The organism is Bacteroides ilei (genome assembly GCF_900128495.1).
GTDB classification, from domain to species: domain Bacteria; phylum Bacteroidota; class Bacteroidia; order Bacteroidales; family Bacteroidaceae; genus Phocaeicola; species Phocaeicola ilei.
The window spans coordinates 3,755,968-3,782,291 of the sequence record NZ_LT635801.1 but is presented as its reverse complement, the minus strand read 5'-3'; the positions used below and the strand labels follow the sequence as shown (position 1 = coordinate 3,782,291).

The window sequence follows — 26,324 nt, the reverse complement described above, 5'->3', positions numbered from 1 at the left end:
AGAAACGCTTTATGAAGAGAACAATTTTCGCTTTAAGTACACTACTCTGTTGTACAGCGTATATTTCAGCACAAGATATCAGTACATATATTCCAGATGATAAGGGCATTGTATATTTTTTACCAAAGACATCGCTGGAAATCAATGTCATCGCGACCCATATTACCTACAAACCCGGAGAACTCTGCCAATATGCGAACAGATATCTCCGCCTCAATAATGTAAAGTCACAACCCGAAGATTACTGGGAAATCAAACAAATTGACGTGCAGTCTGTCGGTATACCCGATTCAACAAAAATCTATCTGGTCAAACTGAAAGACAAATCACAAGCCAGTAACGTAGAACTGACAAATGATGGAATTGTCAAAGCTGTAAACACGACAAATACAGGGACCTATAACATCAGCTACGAACTGGAAACCGTACAGCCACATGAGAATGCAAGAAAATACATGACTGAAGAAATTCTCATGGCGGGCTCTACAGCAAAAATGGCGGAACTTACAGCAAAAGAAATCTATAATATCCGGGAAAGCAAGAATCTGATTCTCCGTGGGCAAGCAGACACGATGCCGAAAGACGGTGCCTCTCTGAAACTGATAATGGACAATCTCGACAAACAGGAAAAAGCCCTTACTGAGATGTTTGCCGGCACCACAGACCGGGAAGACAAAATATTCAGCATCCAAGTAACGCCACAAGATAATGTAAAAGATAAAATAGCCGCCCGCTTTTCCCGCGAACTGGGTATATTAAAGGACGACGATTTGGCCGGAGAACCTATTTACATAACAATAAACAGTTCGGCTCCCGTTCCGGTGGAAAATGAAAAGAAAAAGAAAAAACAGGACGGGGTCATTTACAACATTCCGGGAAAAGGAAATATAACAATAGAATATCAAGGGAAACAATACTTCAAAGGAGAAGTCCCTGTTACCCAATTCGGTACGACCGAAATACTGATGGATGACTTGTTCGACAAAAAGTTAAACACCCGTATCGTATTCAATCCTAATACAGGGGCAATCGTAAAGATCGATAAAGACTAGTCCTCAAACAGTAAAGACAGAAATGGTGGAGACAAATTTTATCTCCACCATTTCTATTTTATCACTTGTATACTTTATTTCTTGATATTGGCATCTTCAAGTCCATAATACTTCTTGTGATCTTCCACACGTAACAAAAGTGCTACAAAGATTGCACATAAACCAAATACAGCAAAAACAGCCATTGGAACACTGTAATTATAACCAATAACGCTTCCGGCCTTATCATACTGGGTCGCAAAATCATTGATAACCCACCCTATCAATAACGGAACCATTGACAATCCGATATTCTGAATATAAAAAATAATGGCATACGCAGATCCCAACTGCTTCATGGGAATAATCTTAGGCACTGATGGCCACATAGCACTCGGTACCAAAGAAAATGCAATCCCCAATACAATCATTATCAATACGGCAAACCACCAATAATTCATTATAGGCAATGCAAACAAAACGTGTACTACAGTCAGCATAACAGAACCTATCAGCATCAATGTAGCACCTTTCCCGATACGGTCATACAACGAGCCGAAAACAGGAGTCAGCAAAATAGTACCGAAAGGCAATAAAGCGGGAATCAATCCCGCAAAAGATTCCGGGACATCATATTTAAAGATCATCAGCTTTGTAGCAAACTTCAGGAAAGGGAATACTCCCGCATAAAACATCAGACAGAGTAAAGTAATCAGCCAGAATCCTCTACTACAGAATATCAGTTTCAGGTCACTGAGCTTGAAACCTTCCTCTTCCGATACTCCGATTTCTTTATGCTCGGCAGCCACAGCCGCATCTTCCTTACGGTCTAATACACAATATACCAGATAAGATACAAGCCCGATACACAATGCGATAGCACCTATCAGCACCGGTGCAGCAACATTGCCGATCATACGCGCAACAGGCAGACTGACAGCCAGAGCCAAAGCCGTACCAATACGTGCCATTGCCACTTGCAAGCCCATAGCCAAAGCCAATTCTTTACCGGCAAACCATTTCACGATAATCTTAGAAACCGTAATACCTGTAATTTCTGCTCCTACACCAAAAATAGCAAAACCCAGAGAAGCGACAAGTACCTGCATATCCATCCCCCAAAGAACAGCTTCCCCAAAGTCATGAGACAACGCATACCACTTGATCAAAGCCCCCAATACCATCAGGCTAGACGACATCAGACCCGTAAATCGAATTCCCATCTTATCAAGGATCAGGCCACCGAAAAACAACATCAATAAAAAGACATTGATAAACCCATAAGCTCCTGAAAAGAAACCATATTCCGTACTGTTCCAACCTTCGCCCGATGCAATTGAATTAACCTTCTTGTTAACAACCACTGTTTGCCCGTCAACAGATTCCATATACTGATATTCAGCTCCAACCTGAAGTTTTTCTTCAGTCAGAGAAGGCGTAGACAATGAGTTGGCCACAGCAAACATCTTCACTTTAGCAATCAGACTGTCGGCGGGCATAGAAGTATCGTCTGCAAAATAGACTATCTTACCTTTCGTTGTCAACAGATTCTCCAGTGGCGACATTACATCGGTCAAAAAATAACCGCACATCATAGTAAATGATACAATCAGCAGGGCCGTCCAACGGGCCGCTTTTGAATCACTCAGCTTTTTCTGAATTTGCTCTTTCATTTGTGATATTATTACAGTTTAAATACATTTGCCAAAAATTCCGACAAAGATACTCTTTTTTTACGTCTTTTTATTTCACAATTCCAAATTTATTCTAACTTTGTATCAAAATGTAATGCTTAGAAGAGTACTTATTACACTTAATAGCTGACTTCAAAGACGTCAACTATAGAACTATGACATAACTATAGAATAACTATTATAACTTTTAAAGCAATAAAAGCCATGAAAAAAACAAAAGTTACAGCATTATGCGCCATACTAAGTGGCAGTTTGCTATTTTCATCCTGCATCGGTTCTTTCGGCTTATGGAATACACTGAAAGATTGGAACCTCAGTATCGGGAATAAGTTTGTCAACGAAATCGTATTTCTTGCCTTTCACATCGTTCCGGTATATGAAGTCGCTTATCTGGCCGATATACTGGTACTGAATTCCATTGAATTCTGGAGTGGTTCAAACCCTGTAGCAGAAGTAGGTACAGTCAAAACTATTCATGGTGAAAGTGGAGACTACATTGTACAAACCAACGAAAACGGCTATACCATTATAAAGGAAGGAGAGGAAAACAGGCCACTTGATTTAGTTTACAACCCGGAAAACCGGACTTGGAACGCTATAGCAGAAGGGCAATCCTATGAACTGATAACCATGAACGAAGACGGAACAATCACTTTCAAGCAAAAGGATGGTACTCCAATGACTGTAACACCAGATATGTTCGGATTATCAACAGCCCGTGCAGCTCAAAACGGATCCTTGTTCCTTGCTTCAAAATAACCAATTAATTTGTTATCATAAAGAGGGTGTGTCAAAATGCATACCCTCTTTTTTTATGACAACGCCCCGACTTTCCCAAGCCGAGGCGTTGTTATTACCTAAAGATTTTGTATCTTTAAGCATAAGCAAAGTAATATGGCAAAGATACATTTTCGTTCTTACAATCCCAATCAAATCGTCCTTTTCCCACAAAGAATAGATGAAAATATTCCATCGGACGATCCTGTACGTATTCTGAATGCTATGGTTGACAATCTTGACCTTAGTTCGTTCCATAAATTGTATAAGGAGTTCGGCCGTTCTCCCTATCACCCACGAATGATGCTCAAAGCTGTTTTGTATGCCTATATGAACAATATCTATTCCTGTCGTAAGATAGAAAAGTCCTTGCTGCGGGATATTCATTTCATCTGGCTTGCCGGTTATGAGAAGCCGGATTACCGGACTATAAACCGTTTCCGTAACCGTGTTAAGGATGAGATAAACGGAATATTCACACAAATAGTCCTCATTCTGGCATCCAAAGGATTCATAAGCCTTGACGTTGAATATGTTGACGGTACAAAAATTGAATCAAAAGCCAACAGATACACATTCGTATGGCGTAAGAACGTAGAACGTAACCGTGCCAGGCTTCTTGAGAAGATACGTATTCTTCTACAGCAGATTGATGAGGTCGTAGCACAGGAGAATGCCGGTATTGAAAATACCGCTACCGAGTTTACCCCTTCCATGCTGGCGGATATGATATCAGAGTTAAAAGCCTCCCTTGAAAATGCACCAGCCGCATCGGACAAGGAAGAAAAGAAAGCTAAGAAACAAAAGGTAAAGCAAATCAAGCAATTGGAATCGCACTGTGAGAAACTTGCCGAATATGACAGGCACATGAGAATACTCGGCCAACGAAATTCCTACTCCAAAACAGATTCTGATGCTACATTTATGCATATGAAGGAAGACCCTATGGGAAACGGGCAATTAAAACCGGGATATAATCTACAAATCGGAACCGAAAACCAGTTTATGGTCGATTTTGGACTCTACCCTAATCCTACAGACACTCTTACATTGATTCCTTTTGAAAATTCGTTTCATGAACGTTATAACCGTTTCCCATTAGAAGAGGTTGCCGATTCCGGTTATGGCTCGGAGGAGAACTATAGCTTTATGGAAGAAAACGGAATAGAAGCATATGTCAAGTACAATTTCTTTCATAAGGAGCAAAGAGCAGACAAATATGTGACAAATCCTTTCAAACAGGAAAACCTATATTATAACAAGGAGAAAGATTATTATGTTTGTCCCATGGGGCAACATATGAAGCGGACAGGTGTAAGGCATTCTAAAACTGAAAGTGGATATATTACAGAAAGCATTGCCTATAGGGCTGCCAGATGTGAGGGATGTCCTCTCAGATGTATGTGTTTCAGCTCAAAGTCACCAAGACGTACCATAGAAGTCAATCAAAGGCTGAAAGAATACAAACAAAAAGCGCGTGAAAGGCTTACCTCAGAGAAAGGTATCAAACATAGAGGGCAAAGATGCATAGAGCCTGAAGCCGTCTTTGGACAAATCAAATACGACATGGGATACAAAAGGTTCAGGCATTTTGGAAAAGACAAGGTCACAATGGACTTTGCCTTCTTTGCCATTGCTTTTAATATAAAGAAAATGTGTGCTAAAATCAAAAATCAGAAAATGACAGACAAAAATTATCAAAATATAAGGGTGGCATAAGCCATCTACAGCACATTATACCACCAAAGGCATGGACATAGGAAAAACATAAATCATACTCTATGAAAAATGGCAAAACGATGACCCTGAATGACAATGGAACACATAAAAAAGGCATCCTGAAATCAGGATGCCTTCATATTGTTTAAAGGGTGTATAAAGCCTGGATATCAGCACTGAGCCAACTTACCGTCAGAACCCAATACATTGATAATTTTATGCTTGTACATCTTTTCCATATTGTCACGAGCCGGACCCAAGTACTTACGAGGATCGAATTCAGCCGGTTTTTCAGCCAATACCTTACGGATTGCAGCAGTCATAGCCAGACGAGAGTCTGAGTCAATATTGATCTTACAAACTGCAGATTTAGCAGCCTTACGCAACTGGTCTTCAGGAATACCGATAGCAGCGTCCAACTTGCCACCATATTTATTGATTGTATCAACTTCTTCCTGAGGAACTGATGAAGATCCGTGAAGAACAATAGGGAATCCCGGCAGTTTTTCCATAACAGCATCCAATACGTCGAATGCCAAAGGAGGAGGAACCAGACGACCTGTAGCCGGATCAACATGGCACTGTTCCGGTTTGAACTTGTAAGCACCGTGAGAAGTACCGATTGAGATAGCCAATGAATCACAGCCTGTACGAGTTGCAAAGTCAATAACTTCTTCCGGGTTAGTATAAGTGTGATGTTCTGCGCAAACTTCATCTTCAACACCAGCCAATACACCCAGTTCACCTTCTACAGTTACATCAAACTGATGAGCGTAATCAACAACCTTCTTGGTCAAGGCTACGTTTTCTTCGTAAGGCAGATGAGAACCATCGATCATAACAGAAGAGAATCCCATGTCGATGCAAGATTTGCACAATTCGAAAGAATCTCCATGGTCAAGGTGCAATACGATTTCAGGATGCGCACAACCCAATTCCTTTGCATATGCTACAGCACCCTCTGCCATGTAACGCAACAAAGTCTGGTTTGCATAGTTACGGGCACCTTTAGATACCTGAAGAATAACCGGAGATTTCGTTTCAACAGCTGCTTTAATGATAGCCTGCAACTGTTCCATATTATTGAAGTTAAATGCAGGGATAGCGTATCCACCTTTGATTGCTCTGGCAAACATATCTCTAGTGTTTACCAAGCCTAAATCTTTGTAATTAACCATTGTTATAAGTTTTATAATTGTTAGTGATTAAATTCCACTGCAAAAATAAGAATAAAAGAATCAATGCTCTTCTTCCATTTTAAAATTTTACCCTTTTATAAAAAGATTTCAAAGAAAATTAATACGTCTCCGCAAAAGAACAACAAAGATGCAAAGTACATGTTACAATCAAACAGTCCGTCCGGAATCATCATACAAAATGACCACATCCCAAACTATCCGACGATACCGTAATATACCGCCACAGAAGACAAACCGAAGCTGTTTTCAATAAAAAAGACATTATTACATCCCATTACCTATATAATAAAAGGTATCCGAAACAAAAAAAGGCCGAATTCTTTTTTCTATTTAAAAGATTATCTGTATCTTTGCAACCCGAAATACAAACCATTACACACTCTTTTTGGTGTTACCACTATAGCAAATAATAACAATAAAGTATATACTGAAAAATGAAAAAAGGTATTCATCCAGAAAACTACCGTCCGGTAGTATTTAAAGACATGTCAAACGGTGATATGTTCTTGTCTCGTTCAACTTGTGCTACAAAAGACACTGTAGAATTCGAAGGCGAAACTTATCCATGTGTTAAGTTGGAAATCTCCAGCAGCTCTCACCCATTCTACACTGGTAAATCTAAATTGGTAGATACAGCAGGTCGTGTTGATAAGTTCATGAGCCGTTATAACCGTATCAAGAAATAATCTGAATATTCAGAATTATAAAAACCGGAGCCTTACTATTAGTAATATAGTAAGGCTCCGGTTTTTATAATAAGTATAAACTCAAGAGATTACAGCCCAGTTGACATTCTTCCGACAAAGCTCCTTCAATTCCTTCCATACTATTACGTTCTCCGGATTCATGGCATCCGGGTCCTCATCCAGTAGATGTTCGGCTATCTCACGGACATATTGCAATAACTGTCCGTCACGTGCAATGTCTGCGATTTTCAGGTCAAAGGCTACCCCACTCTGCTGTGTTCCTTCCAGATCACCCGGACCACGCAACTTCAAATCGGCTTCCGCTATCTCGAACCCGTCATTCGTCTGTACCATAATTTCGATGCGTTTACGGGTATCTTCCGTCAGTTTATATCCCGTTACCAGAATACAATACGACTGGTCTGCCCCTCGTCCTACTCTACCCCGCAACTGATGCAGTTGCGACAAGCCGAAACGTTCGGCATTTTCAATCACCATAACCGAAGCGTTCGGAACATTCACACCCACTTCTATAACCGTAGTAGCTACCATTATCTGAGTTTCATTTGCCAGAAAACGTTGCATTTCAGCATCTTTCTCCGCAGCCTTCATCTTGCCGTGAACCTTGCTGACCTTATATTCCGGAAAGGCTTCACATACATGCAGATATCCCTCTTCCAAGTTTTTGATATCCATTTTCTCGCTTTCCTGAATAAGCGGATATACAATATAGACCTGACGGCCTTCCTGTATCTGCTTACGGATAAAGGCATACATGGAAGCACGACGGTTGTCAAACTGATGGACCGTCCGGACCGGCTTACGTCCCGGTGGAAGTTCATCAATGACCGAAACGTCCAGATCACCGTACAAGGTCATAGCCAGGGTACGGGGAATAGGTGTAGCCGTCATCACCAACACATGCGGAGGACGGGTATTCTTAGCCCACAATTTGGCACGCTGGGCCACACCGAAACGATGTTGTTCATCTATAACGACCAGCCCCAACGAAGAAAAATTTACCGAGTCCTCTATCACGGCATGTGTTCCCAACAGAATCTGCACATCTCCGGTCAGCAGATCCTGCAGAATCTTTTCACGACGTTTTCCCTTTATTGTACCGGTGAGCAATTCCACACGCACATCCATTCCCTGCAGGAAGCGCCGGATCGTCTCATAATGCTGGGTTGCCAGAATTTCGGTCGGCGCCATCATACAAGTCTGAAAACCGTTATCAAGAGCTATCAACATAGTCATCAGCGCCACCAGTGTCTTGCCACTTCCCACGTCGCCCTGCAAAAGACGGTTCATCTGCCTCCCGCTACCCATATCACGACGCATCTCCTTTATCACGCGCTTTTGCGCCCCGGTCAGCTGGAACGGAAGATTCTTCTCATAAAAAGTATTGAATATTTCACCGACTTTACTGAATACCAACCCTTTAAATTTATTCCGACGCTCTTTGGCATAACGGAGTATATTCAGTTGTACATAAAAAAGCTCTTCAAATTTCAGACGGTATTGTGCCTTACGCAACAAATCTGGATTCTGCGGAAAATGAATATTATATAAGGCATCCGTCAAAGACATCAGATGATTCTCCAAGATGATCCGGGGACTTAACGTCTCATCAAAGAGTTCATTCTGCAGGGAAACAAACAGATTCTTCATCAATTTCTCCAATGCGTGTGAATTCAGGCTGCTCCGTTTCATCTTTTCGGTAGTATTGTAATAAGGCTGGAGACCCATCGAAGAAAGATTCAGGTCATCGGCAGGATCAATATCCGGATGAGCTATGTTGATCCGGCCGTTAAACACCGTAGGCTTACCGAATACAATGTACTCCTCATTTGCCTTATACCTACCCATAATATATTTCAGTCCTTGGAACCAGACCAGATCAACAACTCCTGTCCCATCCGAAAAATGCCCGACAAGCCTCCGCTGACGGCCTTCCCCCATTGTCTCGAAATGTAGAATTCTTCCCTTAAGCTGGATATAAGGCATGTTACCGTCTATCTCATGAATATAATACAACCGGCTCCGGTCAACATATTTATAAGGGAAATAATACAACAGATCCCGGAAAGACCGGATATTCAATTCCTTATTCAGAATAGAAGCACGCTGAGGGCCCACCCCCTGCAAATACTTTATATCACGTGTAGATAAATCGAACATGTATGATTGACACCAAAGAAATTCATAGTCTACAGCAAGGCTTCCGCCACTTTCAGGTCGAATGGCGTTGTCAGCTTTATATTCTCCCTGTTTCCCTGTACCAGAAATACCGGATAACCCAAAGCCTCGACAACCGAAGCATCGTCTGTAAAACGGGAGGTATATTCCTGCATGTAAGCCTTCTTCAACAGATCTACGGTAAAGACTTGCGGAGTCTGTACCAATTTATAACTGTCACGGGGCACAGTTTCACTCTTGTTGCCAACGGTCAGGTGCCGGATGGTCTCTACGACATCAATTACCGGGACAACAGCCAGCTTTCCGGCAGCCGCAGCATAACAGGCCCTGATAACTTCCGTCGAAACAAACGGACGCACGCCGTCATGAACACCTACCAGCCCGTCAGATTCTACCAAGGCCAGTCCGTTCCTTACCGAATGGAAACGGGTCTCTCCACCGTCAGCTACCCGATGCGGTACCGTAAAGCGACAATGTTCACAAAGAGTCCTCCAGTAGGCCTGCTGGTCTACCGGAAGGACCAGAATTATCTCTATCTGATTGCTGTAAGCATAAAAGGCCTCTATAGTCCGCATCAGGACAGGTTCCCCTTTTATCGGAATAAACTGCTTGGGGATATCACCTCCCATACGGAGCCCTTTACCGCCGGCAACGATAATGACATATTCTTTCATCAGGCTAATAACATACCTTTCTTGACTTCCAAAGCCTTTTCGGCACCGGCAAACTTTTCCAACAATGCAAAAGCGAATTCAGGAGCGGCTCCCGGACCCTTGCCCAAGATAAAGTTATCGACAATCTCTACCATGTTACCCGTATATTCCGCACCTTCCAGATACGTGTCAAAGCCTGGATAACAGGTAGCCTTCTTACCTTTCAACAGTCCCCGCTTACCATATACCATAGGAGCGGCACAAATAGCTGCCAACGGTTTCTTTCCTGCGGCAAAATCCATAATCAGCTTATCCAGACCGGCATGAGCGTCCAGATTGGTAGCTCCAGGCAGACCACCCGGCAGTACAATCATTTCAACATCCTCTTCCTTCAAGTCTTCAAACAGCATATCGGCCACTACCGGTACCTGATGTGAACTGACAACCGTTCTTTCCCCTGTTACAGATACAGTCTTTACATTCAAGCCACCCCGACGCATCACGTCCAACGGAAACATGGCTTCCATTTCCTCAAAACCTTCAGCTAAAAAGATACAAATTGCTTTCATAATGATCATTATTTAGATTTAAATGTCTTCCTTGGGAATTATCATCTCCTTGGTCGACATCAACAGTTCCTATTTCAATTTAAAATAGTAAGTAATGGTACCGCTCTGGTTATTCACGCCACTGATTGAATTGAAACGGGCCTTGGCCGCAGCATCCAATGCAGCTTTCCGTAAAGAAGGATTGACCGTATTGGTACGCTTGTTGATACTGGTACTGATAACCCGGCCCGACGGATCGACCACAATGGTTACCACTACACGGCCTTCATCCTGGACATTATAGACCGGCATGGGCAAACCACCCGGTCCTAACGAACGCCCGTTCAGATCAAATGTTCCCAAACCTCCGATTCCCGAAGTCTTTCCGGTATTGCTGTTTCCGGTAGGACTTCCCTGGATACCCTCACCCGATGAAGCGTTCCCTTTGCTACCCATCCGGGTTCCTTTCCCAAACGCTCCTGCCACTTTACTGGCCGCAGCTTGTGCCGCCGCACGTTCCGCCTCGGCACGGAGCTCAGCCTCCGTCTTTTCTTTGGGCTTTTCAGTTTCAGTTTTGACCGGTACAGATTCTCTTTTCTTTTCCTCCTTTTGAAAATTTTCTTTCTTCACAGTCTCTTTCCGGGGCTGTTCCTTCTTCATCTGGATAGAAGGCTCATCATTTTGGGTAATCATCGGCTGCTCTACGTCTGTGCCGGTTATTTCCGACTCAGGCTCACTGGCGGTCGCCGGCATTACATCCACTTCTGTCATCATATACGGATCTGCATCACCAGACGCCATTTCCATATTTCCAAGCATAACCGGAACACCTCCCTCCTCCTGTTTCTCAGGACGGGTAAGCGTCAAAACCAGCAGCAGTACCAACACCAAGACATGCAACAGTACCGTTCCTACAATTCCGGCTATCTTACTTTTCTTCATACAATTCCAAATGATTAGTTCTTATCGGGGCGACGGGTTGCCAGTACCATCTTGAAATGGTTCTCATTGGCAATGTTCAATATACGGACAATCTCGCGGTAGGGAATAGATTCATCGGCATAAAGGGCCACGTACATTTCCGGCTCCTTGGCAGCACACTCCCGAAGGAAGGAGGGCACTTCATCTATACTTAACGGCATCTCATCCTCATTGCCGAACGCCCCGTAGTAATTCAAATCCTTATCTATAATTACACGAGCCATCGGCTTCGCTGAAGTCTGTTCAGAGCCTTGCGGAAGCAAGACCTTGATGGCGTTCGGCGAAACCATGGTAGAAGTAATCATAAAAAATATCAGCAGCAAAAAGATCAGGTCGGTCATAGACGACATGCTGAAGCTGGGTGATATTTTCTGTCTTCTTTTCAGTGCCATAAGCTTAATCCGTTATTTCTCACTCGGTTCATTCAACAAATCCATAAAGGCGATGGTACGTGCCTCCATCTGGCTGACTACCTTATCGACACGATACACCAGGTGATTATAGGCAAACATCGTAGCGATACCCACCACCAGACCGCCTACCGTAGTGATCATCGCTTCATAAATTCCGCTTGAAAGAAGGGTAATATCAATGTTGTTACCTGCATTCGCCATATTCCAGAAGGCACGAACCATACCTGTAACCGTACCCAGGAATCCCAACATCGGCGCCCCACTGGAAATGGTAGCCATAATGGAAAGCCCGTTTTCCAGCTTGGCCACTTCAATGTTACCGGTATTTTCAATGGCTGCCTGGACATCCGCTACAGGACGCCCCATACGGGTGATACCCTTCTCGATCATACGGGCGGAAGGCGTATTGGCTATGCGGCAATAATTGATGGCCGACTTGATTTCCCCGGTCTTGATGTAGTCGCGTATACGGTCCATGAACAGCGGATCTTCCTTACCGGCCTTCCGGATAGCCACCGCACGTTCAAAAAAGATATAGAAAGCAATGACCGACATCAAAGCCAATACAATCATAATCCAGCCACCCTTGCAGGCCATATCCCAAAGATTCATTTCCGGTTCACCCGAGGTAACCGGAGTCAGCACCGGATTTGCTCCGGTCATCGTGTCGGCAACCGATTGTACAGCCGCCTGTAACATCATTGTCATCATAATCAACGAAGGCATTTTTTATATTCTTCAATAGTTTTCTGTAATCCCAGGTATAATGCGTCACAAATCAGGGCATGACCGATAGAGACCTCGTCTACCCAAGGAATGTTTTCATGGAAATAAGAAAGATTCTCCAGACTCAGATCATGACCAGCATTCAGTCCCATTCCCAACCGGCGGGTAACTCTGGCTGCTTCAACGAAGGGTGCTATCGCCTTTTCACGGTTTGAAGCGTAACCGGAAGCATATGGTTCTGTATACAGCTCGACACGGTCGGCACCCGCTTTGGCCGCATATTCCACCATCTCCGGATCGGCATCCACAAAAATGGATGTACGTACCCCTGCCTTTCCGAATGTCTCCATCAAATCGCTCAAGAACGGGAAATGCTCTTTCGTGTTCCATCCGGCATTGGACGTTATCTGGTCCGGAGCATCCGGAACCAAAGTGACCTGATGGGGCTTTACCCTCAATACCAGATCAATGAACTCCTTTGACGGATAACCCTCTATATTAAACTCGGTATGAAGAATCGGACGCAGTGCCAGCACATCTGCATAACGGATATGACGTTCATCCGGACGAGGATGGACTGTAATACCTTCGGCCCCGAATCTCTCACAATCCAGCGCTACCTTTTCAACGTCAGGATTATTCCCCCCACGTGCATTACGCAAAGTGGCCACCTTGTTTATATTCACACTTAATTTAGTCATATTGCATATATTTTTATATCTTTGTATCTACAATGTGCAAAGTTAGCAGGTTTTATGATAAACTTTACACTTTTACATAACAAAGAATGATAAAAATGTCACAAGAGATGCAACAGACAATGAGATTTGCCCTTTTTGGAAATACATATCAGGAACATAAATCGGCTCATGTAACCCACCTGCTGGATATATTGCGCCGGAAAAACGCACAGATATGTATCAGCAACGATTTCTATTATTTCCTGCAGCAGCACACCCAAGCCAACCTTACAGACCTGGAAGTATTCCAGGGATATGACTTCAATGCCGATATGGTCCTCAGTATCGGAGGTGACGGTACATTCCTGCGGGCAGCCAGCCGGGTAGGAAAAAAGGAAATTCCAATTCTGGGCATCAATACCGGACGCCTGGGCTTCCTTGCAGATATCTCTCCCAACCAGATGGAAGAAACCTTCGATGAAATTTACGAAGGGAAATACCTGGCAGAACCGCGCCGGGTGCTTCATCTCACCTGCGACAACCAGCATATACTGAAGGGCTATCCTTACGGACTCAACGAAATAGCCATTCTGAAACGTGACAGCTCCTCGATGATAACCATCCGGGCCTACATCAACAACGAACTGCTCTGTTCCTATCAGGCCGACGGACTGGTTGTAGCGACCCCTACGGGCTCTACCGCCTATTCCTTAAGCGTAGGAGGCCCTATCATGGTACCTCAAAGCGGTACATTCAGCATTACGGCCGTGGCACCGCACAGCCTCAATGTACGTCCTATCGTAATCCGTGACGACTGGGAAATCACACTCGACGTAGAAAGCCGGAGCCATAATTTTCTGGTAGCGATCGACGGACGTAGTGAGACCTGCCGGGAAGGAACCCGGCTGACCATACGCAGGGCCGACTATTTTGTCCGCATCGTAAAACGTTGCCACCATTCATTCTTCAATACCTTACATGAGAAGATGATGTGGGGAGCCGACACACGCACTATCTGAAAATTTTCCACTCCCACAATCCGGCCGCCCCTTTATCAATGGTCAGACGCAAATAGCGGACTTCATCCTTGATGCCGGCAATATGGGGTGAGCAGGCTTTCTGCACTTTCTGGGAAGCACAGGCCTCCCAATTTTCCCCGTCCAGTGATTTTTCCACATGCCAGCAATGCCCTTCGGCAGGATGAACGAATGCCATCCGGCACTCATCTACATAGACCGGACGCTTCAGATCCACCATAATCCACGGAGTCCCGTCTGTTCCGGCCGCTCTCCAGCACGTTCCGTTCGAATCATCCCCGGCCAAAGCGGCCTCAAACAGGCGGGTACGCCTGGCGGACTTTTCCGATGCCTTATCCGGCAAGGGACTGTTCGGCCGTGTTTCGATCACCACTTCCGACGAACGGGGTTCCCGCACCGACGATGCACGGAAATCAGCCTGCAAGGCTAGGTTCTCACGCTTTTCCTGAGGCTCCCTCAAATATCCGACACCTTTCCTGTCAGGAATCAAGGTACGGATCGTACCGTCATCATTGAATTCCATCCTATTCACAAAAACCTGGCGGGTAGTACCTCCGTCACCGTATTCCAGATACACGAAATAATAGTTGTCCTTCTCTTCATCGTAGAACACGTTTCCATGCCCCGGCCCCCAGACATTATTTTCAATGGAAGAGAACAGGAAGATATCATTCCCCTCCGGCTTTTCAAAACCTTCCAACGGCGATTTCCGGCTCATCATGTATGCGTTCGCATAATTCTGGTTACCCCGCAAGGTATAGATGTAATAATAGATACCTTTCCGCTTGAACATAACCGGCCCTTCGGAATATCCCTGACGGGCAGTCTGTATATCTACCGTCCTCCCTTCCAGATGCAGCCAGTCGGCCTGCATACGCGAAGCGTGACGACGTCTCCAGAACAGATACGCCCGGCCGTCATCATCGATGAACGGTTCTCCGTCAATGTCCGGGGCGATGACAGAGTTCTCAAACCCGGAAAGCGGATCTGCATTCCCCGGCCGGGCACCGGCAAAACGGAAAGGTCCCTCCGGATTTTCAGACAGCAATACATAGGTCTTTGCATCCTCATCCGGCTTAACGAATGTTACGTAAAGATAATATTGTCCGTCTTTCGTAATCACCTTACCCGGAGCCCAATAACGGAAATATCCGGTATGTTCTCCCTTTGTATCGGTATACGGATAGCCCTGTTTCCAGTCGAAACCTTCAATATGGGACCCGTCGAAACTCCAGTTTACAAAATCCTTCGATTTCCAGACTACCGGAGTCCCGGCTTTCGACAAACCCTGATCTATATCTGTCGTACCATACAGATAAAATGTATCACCGAACTTCACGACCGACGGATCGGCCAGATTATCCGGAATAATCGGGTTGAACTCTTTCTGAGACCATGCCGCAGTGCCCAAGCAACATGCCAGACAGGCAATATATATCTTTTCCTTTAACATGTACTCTGACTATTCATCCAGGTTTTCCTTGAATTCAACTTCTACGATGCGTAACTCATGACCAGTCTTCGCCCCGTCTTTCGCCTTGAACAGGTCAAGTTCATTGGCAACCGGAGCGGCTACCTCCACAATCTGTCCGAATGCATCCCCTTCCTTACTGGAACCTTTCAGACGGATTGTAATATCGGTTGCAGGAACCGGCTTTACTTTCAGATGGATATATCCCAGACTCTTGTCGGTATCTCCGCTCCATACCAGTTCGTCGCCGGCATAGATTTCCAAAGGATAGCTGCGCATACGCCAGCCAGTAAGTTTCAGACAGACTTCATCCACTTCCGCCTTGCGTTCCAGATGGTAAGTAATCCATGCCGTCGACGGTTTTCCGTCATTCTTCCACTCGCTCAATTCATTGTCGTCAAAACTCTTATAGGCGTTCTCCGAATCATAACCGGCCTCAGCCGACAAGATGCCTACATCAACCTTTGTCACTCTATACGACGGAGTATCCGGTGTTTCTCCTCTATCCAGACGTCCTTCCAACTCATCACCCGGTATATAAGTACTCAATCCGCCCTTCATATCGACCGGAACCGAAGCGAATGTCAACTCTGCACCTTTCAATCCTTCCGATTCTGCCCTCAACGTAACATTTCCCGAAGCTGTAGTCGAACGGATCAACGCCCGGTTAACTCCACATTCTACAGGCAGATCTTTCGAAAGTATGTAATTATCCTTACCCTGGGCGATGCCTCCTCTCCATTCGGCCGGTCCGTCCAACGTAAAATGTACCATATTATTCGCCAGAGGGCAACGCCGACCTTGGGCATCTACTGCCTCAACCTGCACCAGGACCAGATCGGCCCCATCGGCCTTCCAGCCTTTCGGACTCTGTATCAGCGAAAGTTTCAAGGCCGCCGGCTCACCGGCCGTCTCAATCCGTGCACGGGTCACTTCCCTGCCGTCATTATATCCTACAGCTTCCAATATACCCGGTTCGAAAGCAACCTTATCAAACGTAAACAGGAAATTATATTCACGCTTCCCGGCAGGCAAAAGTTTTCCGTTCAAGAACAACGCTACACTGTCTGTATTTGCCACGACATACACCGGCTTGACAACCGACTTGTCATAATTCCAATGACCTACAATATGCAGACGCGGGGTTTCTATATCAACCCAGCCGTCCCACATTACCTGATGGGCGAAATACGGGTCCTTGAAGATACGCATCGGATCGGTCACACCGCTACGGCGGTAATTCTCCACCCCACGGAAATGGGTATTGGTATCCGAAAAAATAATCTTCACCCCTCCCGAGCTGACACGTCTCCCTGTGCCCGGACGTTCACGATAATAGTCGTACCAGCGGATTACATTCTCTTTGGTAAACATATCCTGATTATGGTTATACGCTCCGGCATCGGCATGTTTCTGAGTCTTGTTGCTCGCAGCCGAATGGTAGGAAGTATTTCCCTCGCCTTCCTTATGGAACGGATAGGAATATTCGTCCCAATATTTACGTAAGCCCTCGTCACGGCAATATTCCATTGCCCACATCGGATGATGGGCACTCTTGTTTATATAAAGCATTTCACCTCCATATTCCGCATCACGGATATCCAGCATCTCACGCGAACCGATGGCACGGCCTCCATAATAGTCGTACTTGTCACGGATCTCCTTCATCTCCAACATATGTTCACGTGTAATCGACTCATTACCACATTCATAGAATAAGATACTCGGATTGTTACGGTTATAGATAATCGCATCGCGCATCAATGCCTTACGCTGTTCCCACTGCTGTCCACGGCAGTCTTTTTCAGCGTCCCCGGCAGGCATAGCCTGGATCAGACCTACCCGGTCGCATGACTCCACATCCTGTTTCCAGGGAGTCACGTGCATCCAGCGTACCAGGTTGGCATTCCCTTCCACCATCAAACCGTTGCTGTAATCACTCAACCAGGCCGGAACCGACATTCCTACCGCCGGCCATTCGTTGCTGGTACGCTGTGCAAAACCTTTCATCTGCAATACACGGTCATTCAACCAGATTTTCCCCTCGGCAAAACGGGTCTTACGGAAACCGGTACGGGTAGAGACCTCATCAACTTTCTTACCGTCAATTACCAAAGCCGTCTTTACCGTATACAGATAACCATATCCCCAACTCCAGAAATGCAGGCCACCGATTTCCTGTTCAGCCGACAATACGGCCGTCTGTCCCGGTTCTACCACTTTCTCTTTACCGGAAAAGACCGCCATAGACATCCCGTCCCGATCAATCACTTCCACCCGATACCCGACAGTCTGACTTTTCTTTGTTTCATTCTTCACCTCCGATTCTGCATGAATCAAGGCTTTCCTTGCCTTCACACGGATATTCTGTGCATACACATATACTCCCGTTGTCTTCAGGTTACTATATAACGGCAATGTCTGATATATCCTACCGGTCACATGCAGCCATACATTCTTCGGCAGCCCCCCATAATTGGCATTGAAATTACGGTTACTCCACTGGTATTTCACTCCCGTAGCACGTTCGGCATAATCCCAGTCATTATCAATACGCACTGCTATCACATTCTCCTTGCCCGGCTTTACATACGGCGTCAAGTCAAAGCCGAAAGCCATTACTCCATTTTCATGCATTCCTACATGCTTTCCGTTCACATAGACATCCGTTCCCTGGCGGGCACCTTCAAACTCAATGAACACTTTACGGTCACCGGTCCCGGCAGGCAATACAAAATGCTTGCGGTACCACACAATGGTATCGGTAAGATCTTTGATATCCACCTTAAAGGCTTCATCTTCATTAAAGGCATGAGGCAATGTCACCTTCTTCCAGTCCTGATCGGCAAACTTTGTTTGTGAGGCTTCCTTCATATCTCCCACTTTCAGAAGCCATCCGCCATTGAAATTGTACTTCACTCTATCGGTCGCTGCCCATGATTCCGAAACAAAGAAACAGGCCAGCAACACCAACAACAGTAGACACTTATTCTTCATAATATTATATCATTAACAGATTTCAATACCATTATAAGCACGACACAAAAATAACTGAAACAATCCGTAGTGTCATGTAAAGAAGTACAGAAAAGCTAGAAATAAGTACAAGATGCCTTTCACGGATCTACCAAAGGAAACAATAGTCCGCTTTTTCCCCTTACATACCCGGAGGTTTTCAAAGTTTCTTCAAACGTTCCAGGGTTTCCTTATCGACAGGAAAAGCCGTTCCATGACGAGTTCCTTTGGGGAATGAAACCTTATCGGATATGTCCTCCCAGCTCTTGCCGTCGGCCGAGCGCACTGCACCATATTTATGTTCACGGTACTTGTCGAAATACACATATAACGTTCCATCGACAAACAAAGGCGCCGGACCTTCACACCAATAATTTCCGGTAATAGGAGCCGAGACCTCAGTCGGGAAACCATCGGTTATTGATTTTGTTCGGGTGATTCGCAGATTCTTTTCGGCAGGCAATGAATTTTCATTCTTCACGACCATAATCAGATCCTTGACCTTCGGATCACGGACAATGGCGGCATCAATCACACTGAAATCCGGATTAAAGAACATGCCGGTTTCAGAAAAGGTTTTGAAATCTTTGGTCGTAACATAATAGATACGATGATTCAGTCCTTTTTCACTTTCAATGACAGGCACCTCCTTATGGCGGCCCGGAATGGTTGTCGCCCAAATAATATAGAATGTTTGGCTTGGTTCGTCATAGAACAGTTCGGGAGCCCAACAGTTATGAGCGGTGGGTTCATGCATCATCACTGGAATAGCCTTCTGTTCCGACCAGTTGACCAGATCCTTGGATGAGGCGTAACCGATAATCCGGTCCGTCCAACTTGAAGTCCACACCATATGCCACGTTCCGTCCGGCCCCTGACAAATACTGGGATCACGCATCAGCTTGTCTTTCCCTACAGTCGGTTTCAGAAAAGACTCACCGTTCTTCAACGGTGTCCACGTGAGTCCGTCCTCACTATACGCCAGATGAAGCCCGTCACGGCTATCCCCTATAAAATACGAAAACAGATAAGCTCCTCCCTCTGCCTGAGCCATACCGGAAATACCCAACAGGCAACATAACAGCAAAATAATTTTTCTCATTACCATATCACCGTGTTTTTCAATTGCCTGCAATATTAAGGAAAAATATCTATTTACACAAACCGTTTTTACCAATAGGATACTTCATTTAATACGTCCTAAAAAACAAGCCGGAAGAACTTGATGTTTTCTCTCACACATCAAGTTCTTCCGGCACATATTCCAAGTTCTTTTGCCAAAAGTTCAAGTTCTTTTTTCAGCCACCTCCATATCACCTTACAGACGGAGCCGAACCGGCCACCCGGATAACGCTCAACGAATAAGCCGGCAATTCATAACCGAACCGTTCTCCTACCCGAAGAGTCTGTTCCACGGGTCGGGCCGTCTTGTCGGAAGGATCACCTTTAAGGACATTCAGCACAGCTTCACCCTCCGGCAAGCCCGGACAATTTATTTCCGTCTTTACTGCTACCGGCAAAAGGTTTACCAGCTTGATAATTACATCTCCGCTGCGGCTGTCCCTAATAACGGACGTAGCGATACGCCTGTTTACATCGGTACGGTTATTGTCCGTAGTACGGTCGGAAGGCAGATAAGTATCTCCCGAATTCTGCCCGAAGAGCAATTGGGTATAATATCCTACCGTAGGCTTTACCTCCCCGTTGTTGAAGTAAATCAGATCGGGGTTCCACTGGGTATGTCCCTCTTTGGCCAGCAACGGAGCGTATGACGACATGGCTACCACATCGCCGTTACGTTCTACCGACGTAAGATACAAAGCTTCGGACAAAGCTGTCTCAATATTATTGGGACGCCCGGGAAGATGGGCGGCATACTCACCCAGATAAACCTTTGAACCGGAACGGTTATAACGGTCGTAGAAGTCCTGGTTATTGACAAACCACCCCGGCGTATTGTAATAATGCTCGTCGACCATCGGGACCTTCAAACGGGTAGCCAGATCCCATCCTTCTTCGTAATCGGTCCCTTCATAGAACGGACCTACAGTCCCGATGACAGTTATATCGGGATACTTTTCACTCACCGCCTTGAATATCTTACTGAAGCGTGCTTCAAACACATCTGTTATCAGATCTTCATTACCGATACCTATATACTTCAGATTAAAAGGCTCCGGATGCCCCGCATCCGCACGCATCTTCGCCCACTTGCTGGTTTTCGGGTCACCGTTGGCATACTCGACCAAATCCAGGACATCCTGCACATAGGCATCCATCTGCTCCATAGGGATTCCTCCTTGCTGACCTCCGCTCAACAGTTTATCCTGCTCATAAGCCGAGTTCTGACACGGAACACCGGCAGCGAGGACAGGTACCGGTTCGGCCCCCATATCTTCACAAAACTGGAAATACTCAAAATAGCCCAATCCGCGAGTCTGGTGATAACCCCACAGGTTACGCAACGGCTTTCGTGTCTCCAGCGGTCCGATTGAACCTTTCCAGTCATAGATGTTGTCTATGCCGTCACCATGAGCCACGCACCCTCCCGGAAAACGCATGAAACGGGGATGCAGGTCGGCAATAGCCTGAGCCAAATCGGCCCGCAAACCGTTCTTCCGTTCCTTAAATGTCTTTTGCGGGAAAAGCGAGACTACATCAAACTCATATTTTCCAGCTGTCTGGGGCACAAGGACCAAAGAAGCCGCACTCACATCCGCCTCAGCCTTCAACACAGCCTTCTGCCTTTTCCATCTGTCCGAAGTGATCCGCACCGAAGTACCGGCCACTTTCCTGCCTTCCTTATCGAGCAGCAGCACATCCACCTTGCCGCCTTTATAGCCGGAAGGAATCCTGCCGAACAGGGAAAAGTCATATTTCTCCCCTTTTTTGAGTACAATGCCGTCAAAACCTCCGTTTTTCAGCATCACACCCGGAGTCTGTACGTCGAAGACTGCGTAATGAGGATTGTTCGGGTGCACCGGATCATCTCCTTCCACGACCGAAAAGCGTCCGCCGTTGCCCTGTACACTCCACGCATACGATCCATCCCATCTTTCACGCGACTGGTCTGCTGCCGAATATTCAAAGTCACGGTTTTGCACCAGTTCGGCATACAAGCCACCGTCGGCTCCGTAATTGATGTCTTCAAAAAATACACCGATCAGCTTATCACTGATAGGATAAGCGTCGCCCGGACGTACATCCAACTGCATATTCACGTCTTTCAACCCGGAAAAACGTTCGGCATCCTGCGCCGTACACTCCGCATCCAGCCTCCCCTTGTCTGCACGGTAACCGGCATATTCCAACATCCGGTCTACTTCCGGCCAAGCCACTTTCTGCATATATCCTTCGTACAAGGCACCGTCTACCAGGGCCGAAACTTTCTTTTCCTTATTCAGGGAGGTGAAATCCGGAGCAGACTGTTCTCCCTCGGTCTGTCCCTTCAGAAAATACGTCTGACGCTTCCATGACAACAAGTCGGCCGACGCGGCATGCCCCATCTCAAGCCCCTTGTCATTCAGCTGCCATACACAATGCCACATACCGTCAGCAGCACGCATCAGGTGTGGTTTGATCATGCGCTTCTCGGCAGCCCATGTACCATAATCACATCTGACATATCCTCCACCGATACGGAACCATTGCCGGGTATCACGGCTCCAGGCAAACTGCAGTCCGCTACGTCCGACATCCTGGACAGTCGCATACGAAAAGAGATATACGGAATCGGTACGATTCACAAGATTCTGTGCCGGCACAGAGACCGGCAAAACAGCCAATGCCACCCCCAAGGCAGCCATGTGTTTCCATTTCATATAACAAGAAGATTTAAGTCCATATTTTTTATCAGTATAATGGCAAAAATACACTTATTCTGATAAAATACATAACAATACAATCATTTAATGACCTTAATATCAAATTCCAACGGCATTTCCAAACGTTTCCGGAACTGCAACAGAAACGTTTTCCAGGCCTCCATATCGGGAATACCGGCCTTGCTCCATCCGCTCCCCCAATAATAGACCAGACTCTTTCCGGGGTGATAAACCGTCTCTCCCACAACATGCCCCAAGGCACCGTTCCTCTGCTTCCGCTCTTCTGCCGGGAACCATCTTACCCCGGCCGTTGTCAACGGCTCACCGAATACAGCTCCTACCCAGATAATGCCGTTATCATTATCCACATTATCCGTAGAATCGGCATAAGCGATATAACCGGCTTTCTTATCGAAACAATATCCGTCCGGATTCTGCGGATGGATCACAATGCCTCCTATAACGGATACCGGATGCGTCAATCCGGCATATGTCACCTCGGTACGGTTCAAATAAGACCCCTTATCCAACGATATGACGCGTGTTTCCACTACCGACTTACTATCCTTCAACGTAAACGGCCGGAAAGTCAGCCGGACAGAAAAACGCAACGGACCGTTATCCAGGATCTCGAAACTCTGATAACAATAGGGGTATATGATATCCGAATCAAACAGCAAGGCATTGGTTCCACCTCCCAACGTAGGACCTACACTGTAACAGTCCATCCCGTTCCCATGATCTACATGATAACAGAAAGTACTATACAGGCTGTCGGCCTCTACATTCCTGCCTTCGGATCTCAAACGGTTCACTTCAGCCCAAGAGAGGGAATCCAACTGCAAGGCATATCTTTTTTCCACCACCGGATAAGGGACCGATTTGGTAAAGATGTCATAGCCGAAAGCCTTTTCACCCGACTTCTGCAAAGCCGGACCGTAGGCACGGTAAGCCGCCTTATCATTCTCCCATGCGATATCATCCATACGCTCAGGATAATATTTTCCGCAGGCATAGACCTGCATGGAATCCGGAGTTCCGGCAGCCAGCGTATACCTTGTCCGGGAACGGGAATTTGCCGTAACCGGCACAAGCAGAAAACCGTCATGTGTAATCTGATATGGCACCTGTACTCCTCGGCTGTCGTAAACCACCAATTTCCGCTCCGCAGACAGATGCAAAGCTTCCAGACGTGACACAGGGACCTCCAGCAGTTCCCCGTCACGTTCCATATCCCAATTATTCGAAACCGTCATTTCCAGCCGGGTCTGTGCCTGACCAACGGCAAGTCCGGCCATCCATAGCCAGACCAGTAATGACATTACAAAAGCTGTCTTCATAACCGGTTACATCATCAATACAAGTCCCAAGTCTGGATATCATCCGCCCAACGGTGATCTTTCGGGAAAGGTTTCCCGCTCCACGCCTTCTTGCTGGTCCAATCCTGGGGAGCATCCGTCCAGAAAGGATCGGCTGCAGGAAGGCCTAAAGGCAGGAAAGCCAGCGACGTCATGTAAAGGCTGCCGTTATTGGTATACCAGTCGGCAATATTCGGCTGGCGTCCGGAGAACCCGATAGTAAGGAAACCACCTTCATTGAAGTTGTCATCACCGGCAAACATCCGTTTCATGACAGCAGTCAACGCACAGCGCACCTGTGCCAGGGTAACTCCAGCCGGCAGTTCCTTATACCATGCCATCAAGGCCAACGGCTGCATGGTAGCCATCCGATACGGAATGGAACGCCCGAACACTGGGAATGTGCCTTCCGGCGAAATGAAACGTTCCAATATCAGGCTGTATTTCTGTGCACGCTTCAAGGCACGGGCATAATACTTCGGATAATCGAGGCGCGTGCGGACACCGGCATCCACCAGGGCGTCGAGTGTTTCCAAATACATGGGATGGAACACATAACTGCTGTAATAGTCGAAAGCAAAGGAAGGGCCGTCGGCATACCATCCGTCACCTGCATACCATTCTTCTACCTTCCGGATAGCCGAATTGATACGGTATACATCGAAAGGTGCTCCGGCCTTGGCCAGGAAACTCTCAATGGTAGCCGAGAACAGAAGCCAGTTCGTATACGGCGGGTCGATCCGCCGCAACTGGGTAAATTCTTCAATATAACGTTTCTTCGTCGTTTCATCCAAAGGCATCCAGAGCTGGTCGAACGCACGCAGGAAACTTTCGGCCACATAAGCGGCATCGACCAATGGCTGCCCTTCGTTGCGCCACAACAGGTAATCGGGAGAATCCGGATCAACTGCATTCACATAACTCTTCAACGCCCATTCACGCAACTGCCGGCGCATCTTCCCTTCTTCAGTATCATCATCGGGCAGAGCCAGCCACGGAGCGATACCGGCCATCAAACGTCCGAAAGTTTCCATGTAAGTAACCCTCTTGTCACGACCGTCCCACGTAGGACTCACTTCCACCAGCATATTCTTCTGCAGTTCCCCTTTGGCCATATTGCTCAATACCGGTTCGGCCATCCGGTAAGCCAGCCTACACCAATACGCCCGGTCCTTGCTGATACCGCCTTCCAGATAACGTACGTACTCACAGGCAGCCAGCAGGAAAGCTCCTACTCCGAAATTAGCGGTCGATCCGGCATCGACAACCTGTCCAGGAATAGCTTTTTCACCTATCGGCTGAACATAACCTACCGAGCCATCCCTCTGCAGGGCCGTCTCAGACAGATAATTCCATGCCTTCCTGATTACAGGCATATAGACAGCCTCATCCAGATAACCGTTATTCACTCCCCACAACAATCCATAGGTAAAGAAAGCTGTACCGCTTGTTTCCGGTCCCGGCGCATGTTCCGGATCCATCATGCTACGGGTCCAGTAACCTCCGGGCTGCTGTATAGCCGCAACAGCCTTCGCCATCTTCCTGAACTTATCGGCGAAAAAGCGGTGATACCGGTAATCGGAAGGCAGATCTTTCAGGACCTTAGCCAGACCGGCCAGGACCCAACCGTCACCTCTTGCCCAAAAATCCTTTTTCCCGTTCAGGCTTTTATGCTTCGGATATACATATTTCGCGTCACGGTAATACAGGTTTTCATCCCGGTCGAACATGATGCTGTCTGAATAAGTGATGTATTCATAAAGCTTGTCCAGATAAAGCCTGTTCCGGGTAATCTTGTACAGCTTCGTCATGACAGGCATTACCATATAAAGCCCGTCACTCCACCACCAGTAATCACGGTTAGGGGTACTCATCTCATATTCCATCACCTCACGGGCACGGCGGATCTTCCTGTCGTCGGGATCAAGCTGATACAGGTCGGCATACGTCTGGAAACAGACCTGATAGTCGCCGAACAATACATATTCGTCCGATTCACCATACGAATATTTCCACTCGGAACGGTTGTCGCTCTTAGCGCCTTTCCATCCGTTATATTCGGCCCAAGCTTCCGAATAAGCCCGGTAATCCTCATTCCCTGTCAGGAAATACGCCTCCATATTCCCTGTATGGTAAGCGGCATGATCCCAAAAGGCCCTGACCTCCGGAGTATGGTTTTCCTGCCAATGCCGGTTCACTTTATCAATCATCCTGCGGACCCGCTCCGCTTCAGACGGTTTTGCGTAACCAGCCGTTACAGGCAATAAAACGGCGAGGCACACGGCCATCCATTTCAAAATCTGTTTCATGTCA

At 46.4% G+C, this 26,324-nt stretch carries 18 protein-coding genes and 2 pseudogenes; 5 read left to right on the top strand and 15 right to left on the bottom strand.

What is annotated here, in order from left to right:
- Positions 1-11: 11 nt before the first annotated feature.
- Positions 12-1,052 carry a DUF4831 family protein gene (locus BQ7489_RS16370; protein ID WP_072531923.1) on the top strand — a complete coding sequence of 347 codons (1,041 nt, stop codon included), beginning with the start codon at positions 12-14 and terminating at the stop codon, positions 1,050-1,052.
- A 74-nt stretch (positions 1,053-1,126) separates the two neighbouring features.
- Here the strand turns inward: BQ7489_RS16370 and BQ7489_RS16365 are convergent, their stop codons facing one another.
- Entirely contained in the window at positions 1,127-2,704 is a 1,578-nt protein-coding gene (locus BQ7489_RS16365; protein WP_072531922.1) for an MFS transporter, read from the bottom strand.
- Between the two features lie 225 nt (positions 2,705-2,929).
- On the opposite strand from BQ7489_RS16365, the gene BQ7489_RS16360 reads away from it, so the two are divergent.
- Both BQ7489_RS16360 and BQ7489_RS16355 read left to right on the top strand, forming a co-directional pair.
- Positions 2,930-3,484, top strand: coding sequence for a DUF3332 domain-containing protein (locus BQ7489_RS16360; RefSeq protein WP_072531921.1), 555 nt, complete (start codon positions 2,930-2,932; stop codon positions 3,482-3,484).
- A 135-nt stretch (positions 3,485-3,619) separates the two neighbouring features.
- Positions 3,620-5,221, top strand: a complete 1,602-nt coding sequence (locus BQ7489_RS16355; protein ID WP_072530211.1) for an IS1182 family transposase — start codon at positions 3,620-3,622, stop codon at positions 5,219-5,221.
- Between the two features lie 170 nt (positions 5,222-5,391).
- On the opposite strand, the gene BQ7489_RS16350 is transcribed toward BQ7489_RS16355, so the two are convergent.
- The gene (locus tag BQ7489_RS16350) at positions 5,392-6,399 is read right to left on the bottom strand and encodes a class II fructose-bisphosphate aldolase (RefSeq protein WP_072531920.1); all 1,008 of its coding nucleotides are present in this window, start codon (positions 6,397-6,399) and stop codon (positions 5,392-5,394) included.
- 455 nt (positions 6,400-6,854) lie between these two features.
- Between BQ7489_RS16350 and BQ7489_RS16345 the strand changes: the two genes are divergently transcribed.
- Complete coding sequence (locus BQ7489_RS16345) at positions 6,855-7,106, top strand: type B 50S ribosomal protein L31 (RefSeq protein WP_007571099.1); 252 nt, start codon at positions 6,855-6,857, stop codon at positions 7,104-7,106.
- An 81-nt stretch (positions 7,107-7,187) separates the two neighbouring features.
- Here BQ7489_RS16345 and recG read toward each other — a convergent pair whose 3' ends face one another.
- The 7 genes from recG to BQ7489_RS16310 form a co-directional block, all read right to left on the bottom strand.
- Entirely contained in the window at positions 7,188-9,287 is a 2,100-nt protein-coding gene (gene recG, locus BQ7489_RS16340; protein WP_072531919.1) for an ATP-dependent DNA helicase RecG, read from the bottom strand.
- Between the two features lie 29 nt (positions 9,288-9,316).
- Complete coding sequence (locus BQ7489_RS16335) at positions 9,317-9,979, bottom strand: 2-C-methyl-D-erythritol 4-phosphate cytidylyltransferase (protein ID WP_072531918.1); 663 nt, start codon at positions 9,977-9,979, stop codon at positions 9,317-9,319.
- The gene (locus tag BQ7489_RS16330) at positions 9,979-10,527 is read right to left on the bottom strand and encodes a DJ-1 family glyoxalase III (protein ID WP_072532262.1); all 549 of its coding nucleotides are present in this window, start codon (positions 10,525-10,527) and stop codon (positions 9,979-9,981) included. Before BQ7489_RS16330 ends, BQ7489_RS16335 begins: the two co-directional genes overlap by 1 nt.
- Positions 10,528-10,596: 69 nt before the next feature.
- Positions 10,597-11,448 carry a TonB family protein gene (locus tag BQ7489_RS16325; protein ID WP_072531917.1) on the bottom strand — a complete coding sequence of 284 codons (852 nt, stop codon included), beginning with the start codon at positions 11,446-11,448 and terminating at the stop codon, positions 10,597-10,599.
- Between the two features lie 14 nt (positions 11,449-11,462).
- The gene (locus BQ7489_RS16320) at positions 11,463-11,879 is read right to left on the bottom strand and encodes an ExbD/TolR family protein (protein ID WP_072531916.1); all 417 of its coding nucleotides are present in this window, start codon (positions 11,877-11,879) and stop codon (positions 11,463-11,465) included.
- Positions 11,880-11,891: 12 nt separating this feature from the next.
- On the bottom strand, positions 11,892-12,611 hold the full coding sequence (locus BQ7489_RS16315) for a MotA/TolQ/ExbB proton channel family protein (protein ID WP_072532261.1): 720 nt from the start codon (positions 12,609-12,611) through the stop codon (positions 11,892-11,894).
- 2 nt (positions 12,612-12,613) lie between these two features.
- On the bottom strand, positions 12,614-13,327 hold the full coding sequence (locus BQ7489_RS16310) for a pyridoxine 5'-phosphate synthase (RefSeq protein WP_072531915.1): 714 nt from the start codon (positions 13,325-13,327) through the stop codon (positions 12,614-12,616).
- A gap of 107 nt (positions 13,328-13,434) precedes the next feature.
- Here BQ7489_RS16310 and BQ7489_RS16305 point away from each other — a divergent pair, with 107 nt between their 5' ends.
- Positions 13,435-14,325 carry an NAD kinase gene (locus BQ7489_RS16305; protein ID WP_072531914.1) on the top strand — a complete coding sequence of 297 codons (891 nt, stop codon included), beginning with the start codon at positions 13,435-13,437 and terminating at the stop codon, positions 14,323-14,325.
- Here the strand turns inward: BQ7489_RS16305 and BQ7489_RS16300 are convergent.
- The 6 genes and pseudogenes from BQ7489_RS16300 to BQ7489_RS16275 form a co-directional block, all read right to left on the bottom strand.
- Positions 14,318-15,724: pseudogene (locus tag BQ7489_RS16300) on the bottom strand (family 43 glycosylhydrolase); the annotation flags it as partial. The gene BQ7489_RS16305 and the pseudogene BQ7489_RS16300 sit on opposite strands and share 8 nt — an antisense overlap.
- A gap of 81 nt (positions 15,725-15,805) precedes the next feature.
- The gene (locus BQ7489_RS16295; protein ID WP_072531913.1) at positions 15,806-18,811 is read right to left on the bottom strand and encodes a glycoside hydrolase family 2 protein; all 3,006 of its coding nucleotides are present in this window, start codon (positions 18,809-18,811) and stop codon (positions 15,806-15,808) included.
- Between the two features lie 190 nt (positions 18,812-19,001).
- Positions 19,002-19,883 (bottom strand): annotated as a pseudogene (locus BQ7489_RS16290) (glycoside hydrolase family 43 protein); the annotation flags it as partial.
- A 259-nt stretch (positions 19,884-20,142) separates the two neighbouring features.
- Positions 20,143-22,650: an alpha-L-arabinofuranosidase C-terminal domain-containing protein gene (locus BQ7489_RS16285; RefSeq protein ID WP_072531912.1), complete on the bottom strand. Its 2,508-nt coding sequence runs from the start codon at positions 22,648-22,650 to the stop codon at positions 20,143-20,145.
- Between the two features lie 83 nt (positions 22,651-22,733).
- Positions 22,734-23,993 carry a DUF4861 domain-containing protein gene (locus BQ7489_RS16280; RefSeq protein WP_072531911.1) on the bottom strand — a complete coding sequence of 420 codons (1,260 nt, stop codon included), beginning with the start codon at positions 23,991-23,993 and terminating at the stop codon, positions 22,734-22,736.
- Between the two features lie 14 nt (positions 23,994-24,007).
- The gene (locus tag BQ7489_RS16275; RefSeq protein ID WP_317042554.1) at positions 24,008-26,299 is read right to left on the bottom strand and encodes a DUF2264 domain-containing protein; all 2,292 of its coding nucleotides are present in this window, start codon (positions 26,297-26,299) and stop codon (positions 24,008-24,010) included.
- Positions 26,300-26,324 lie beyond the last annotated feature (25 nt).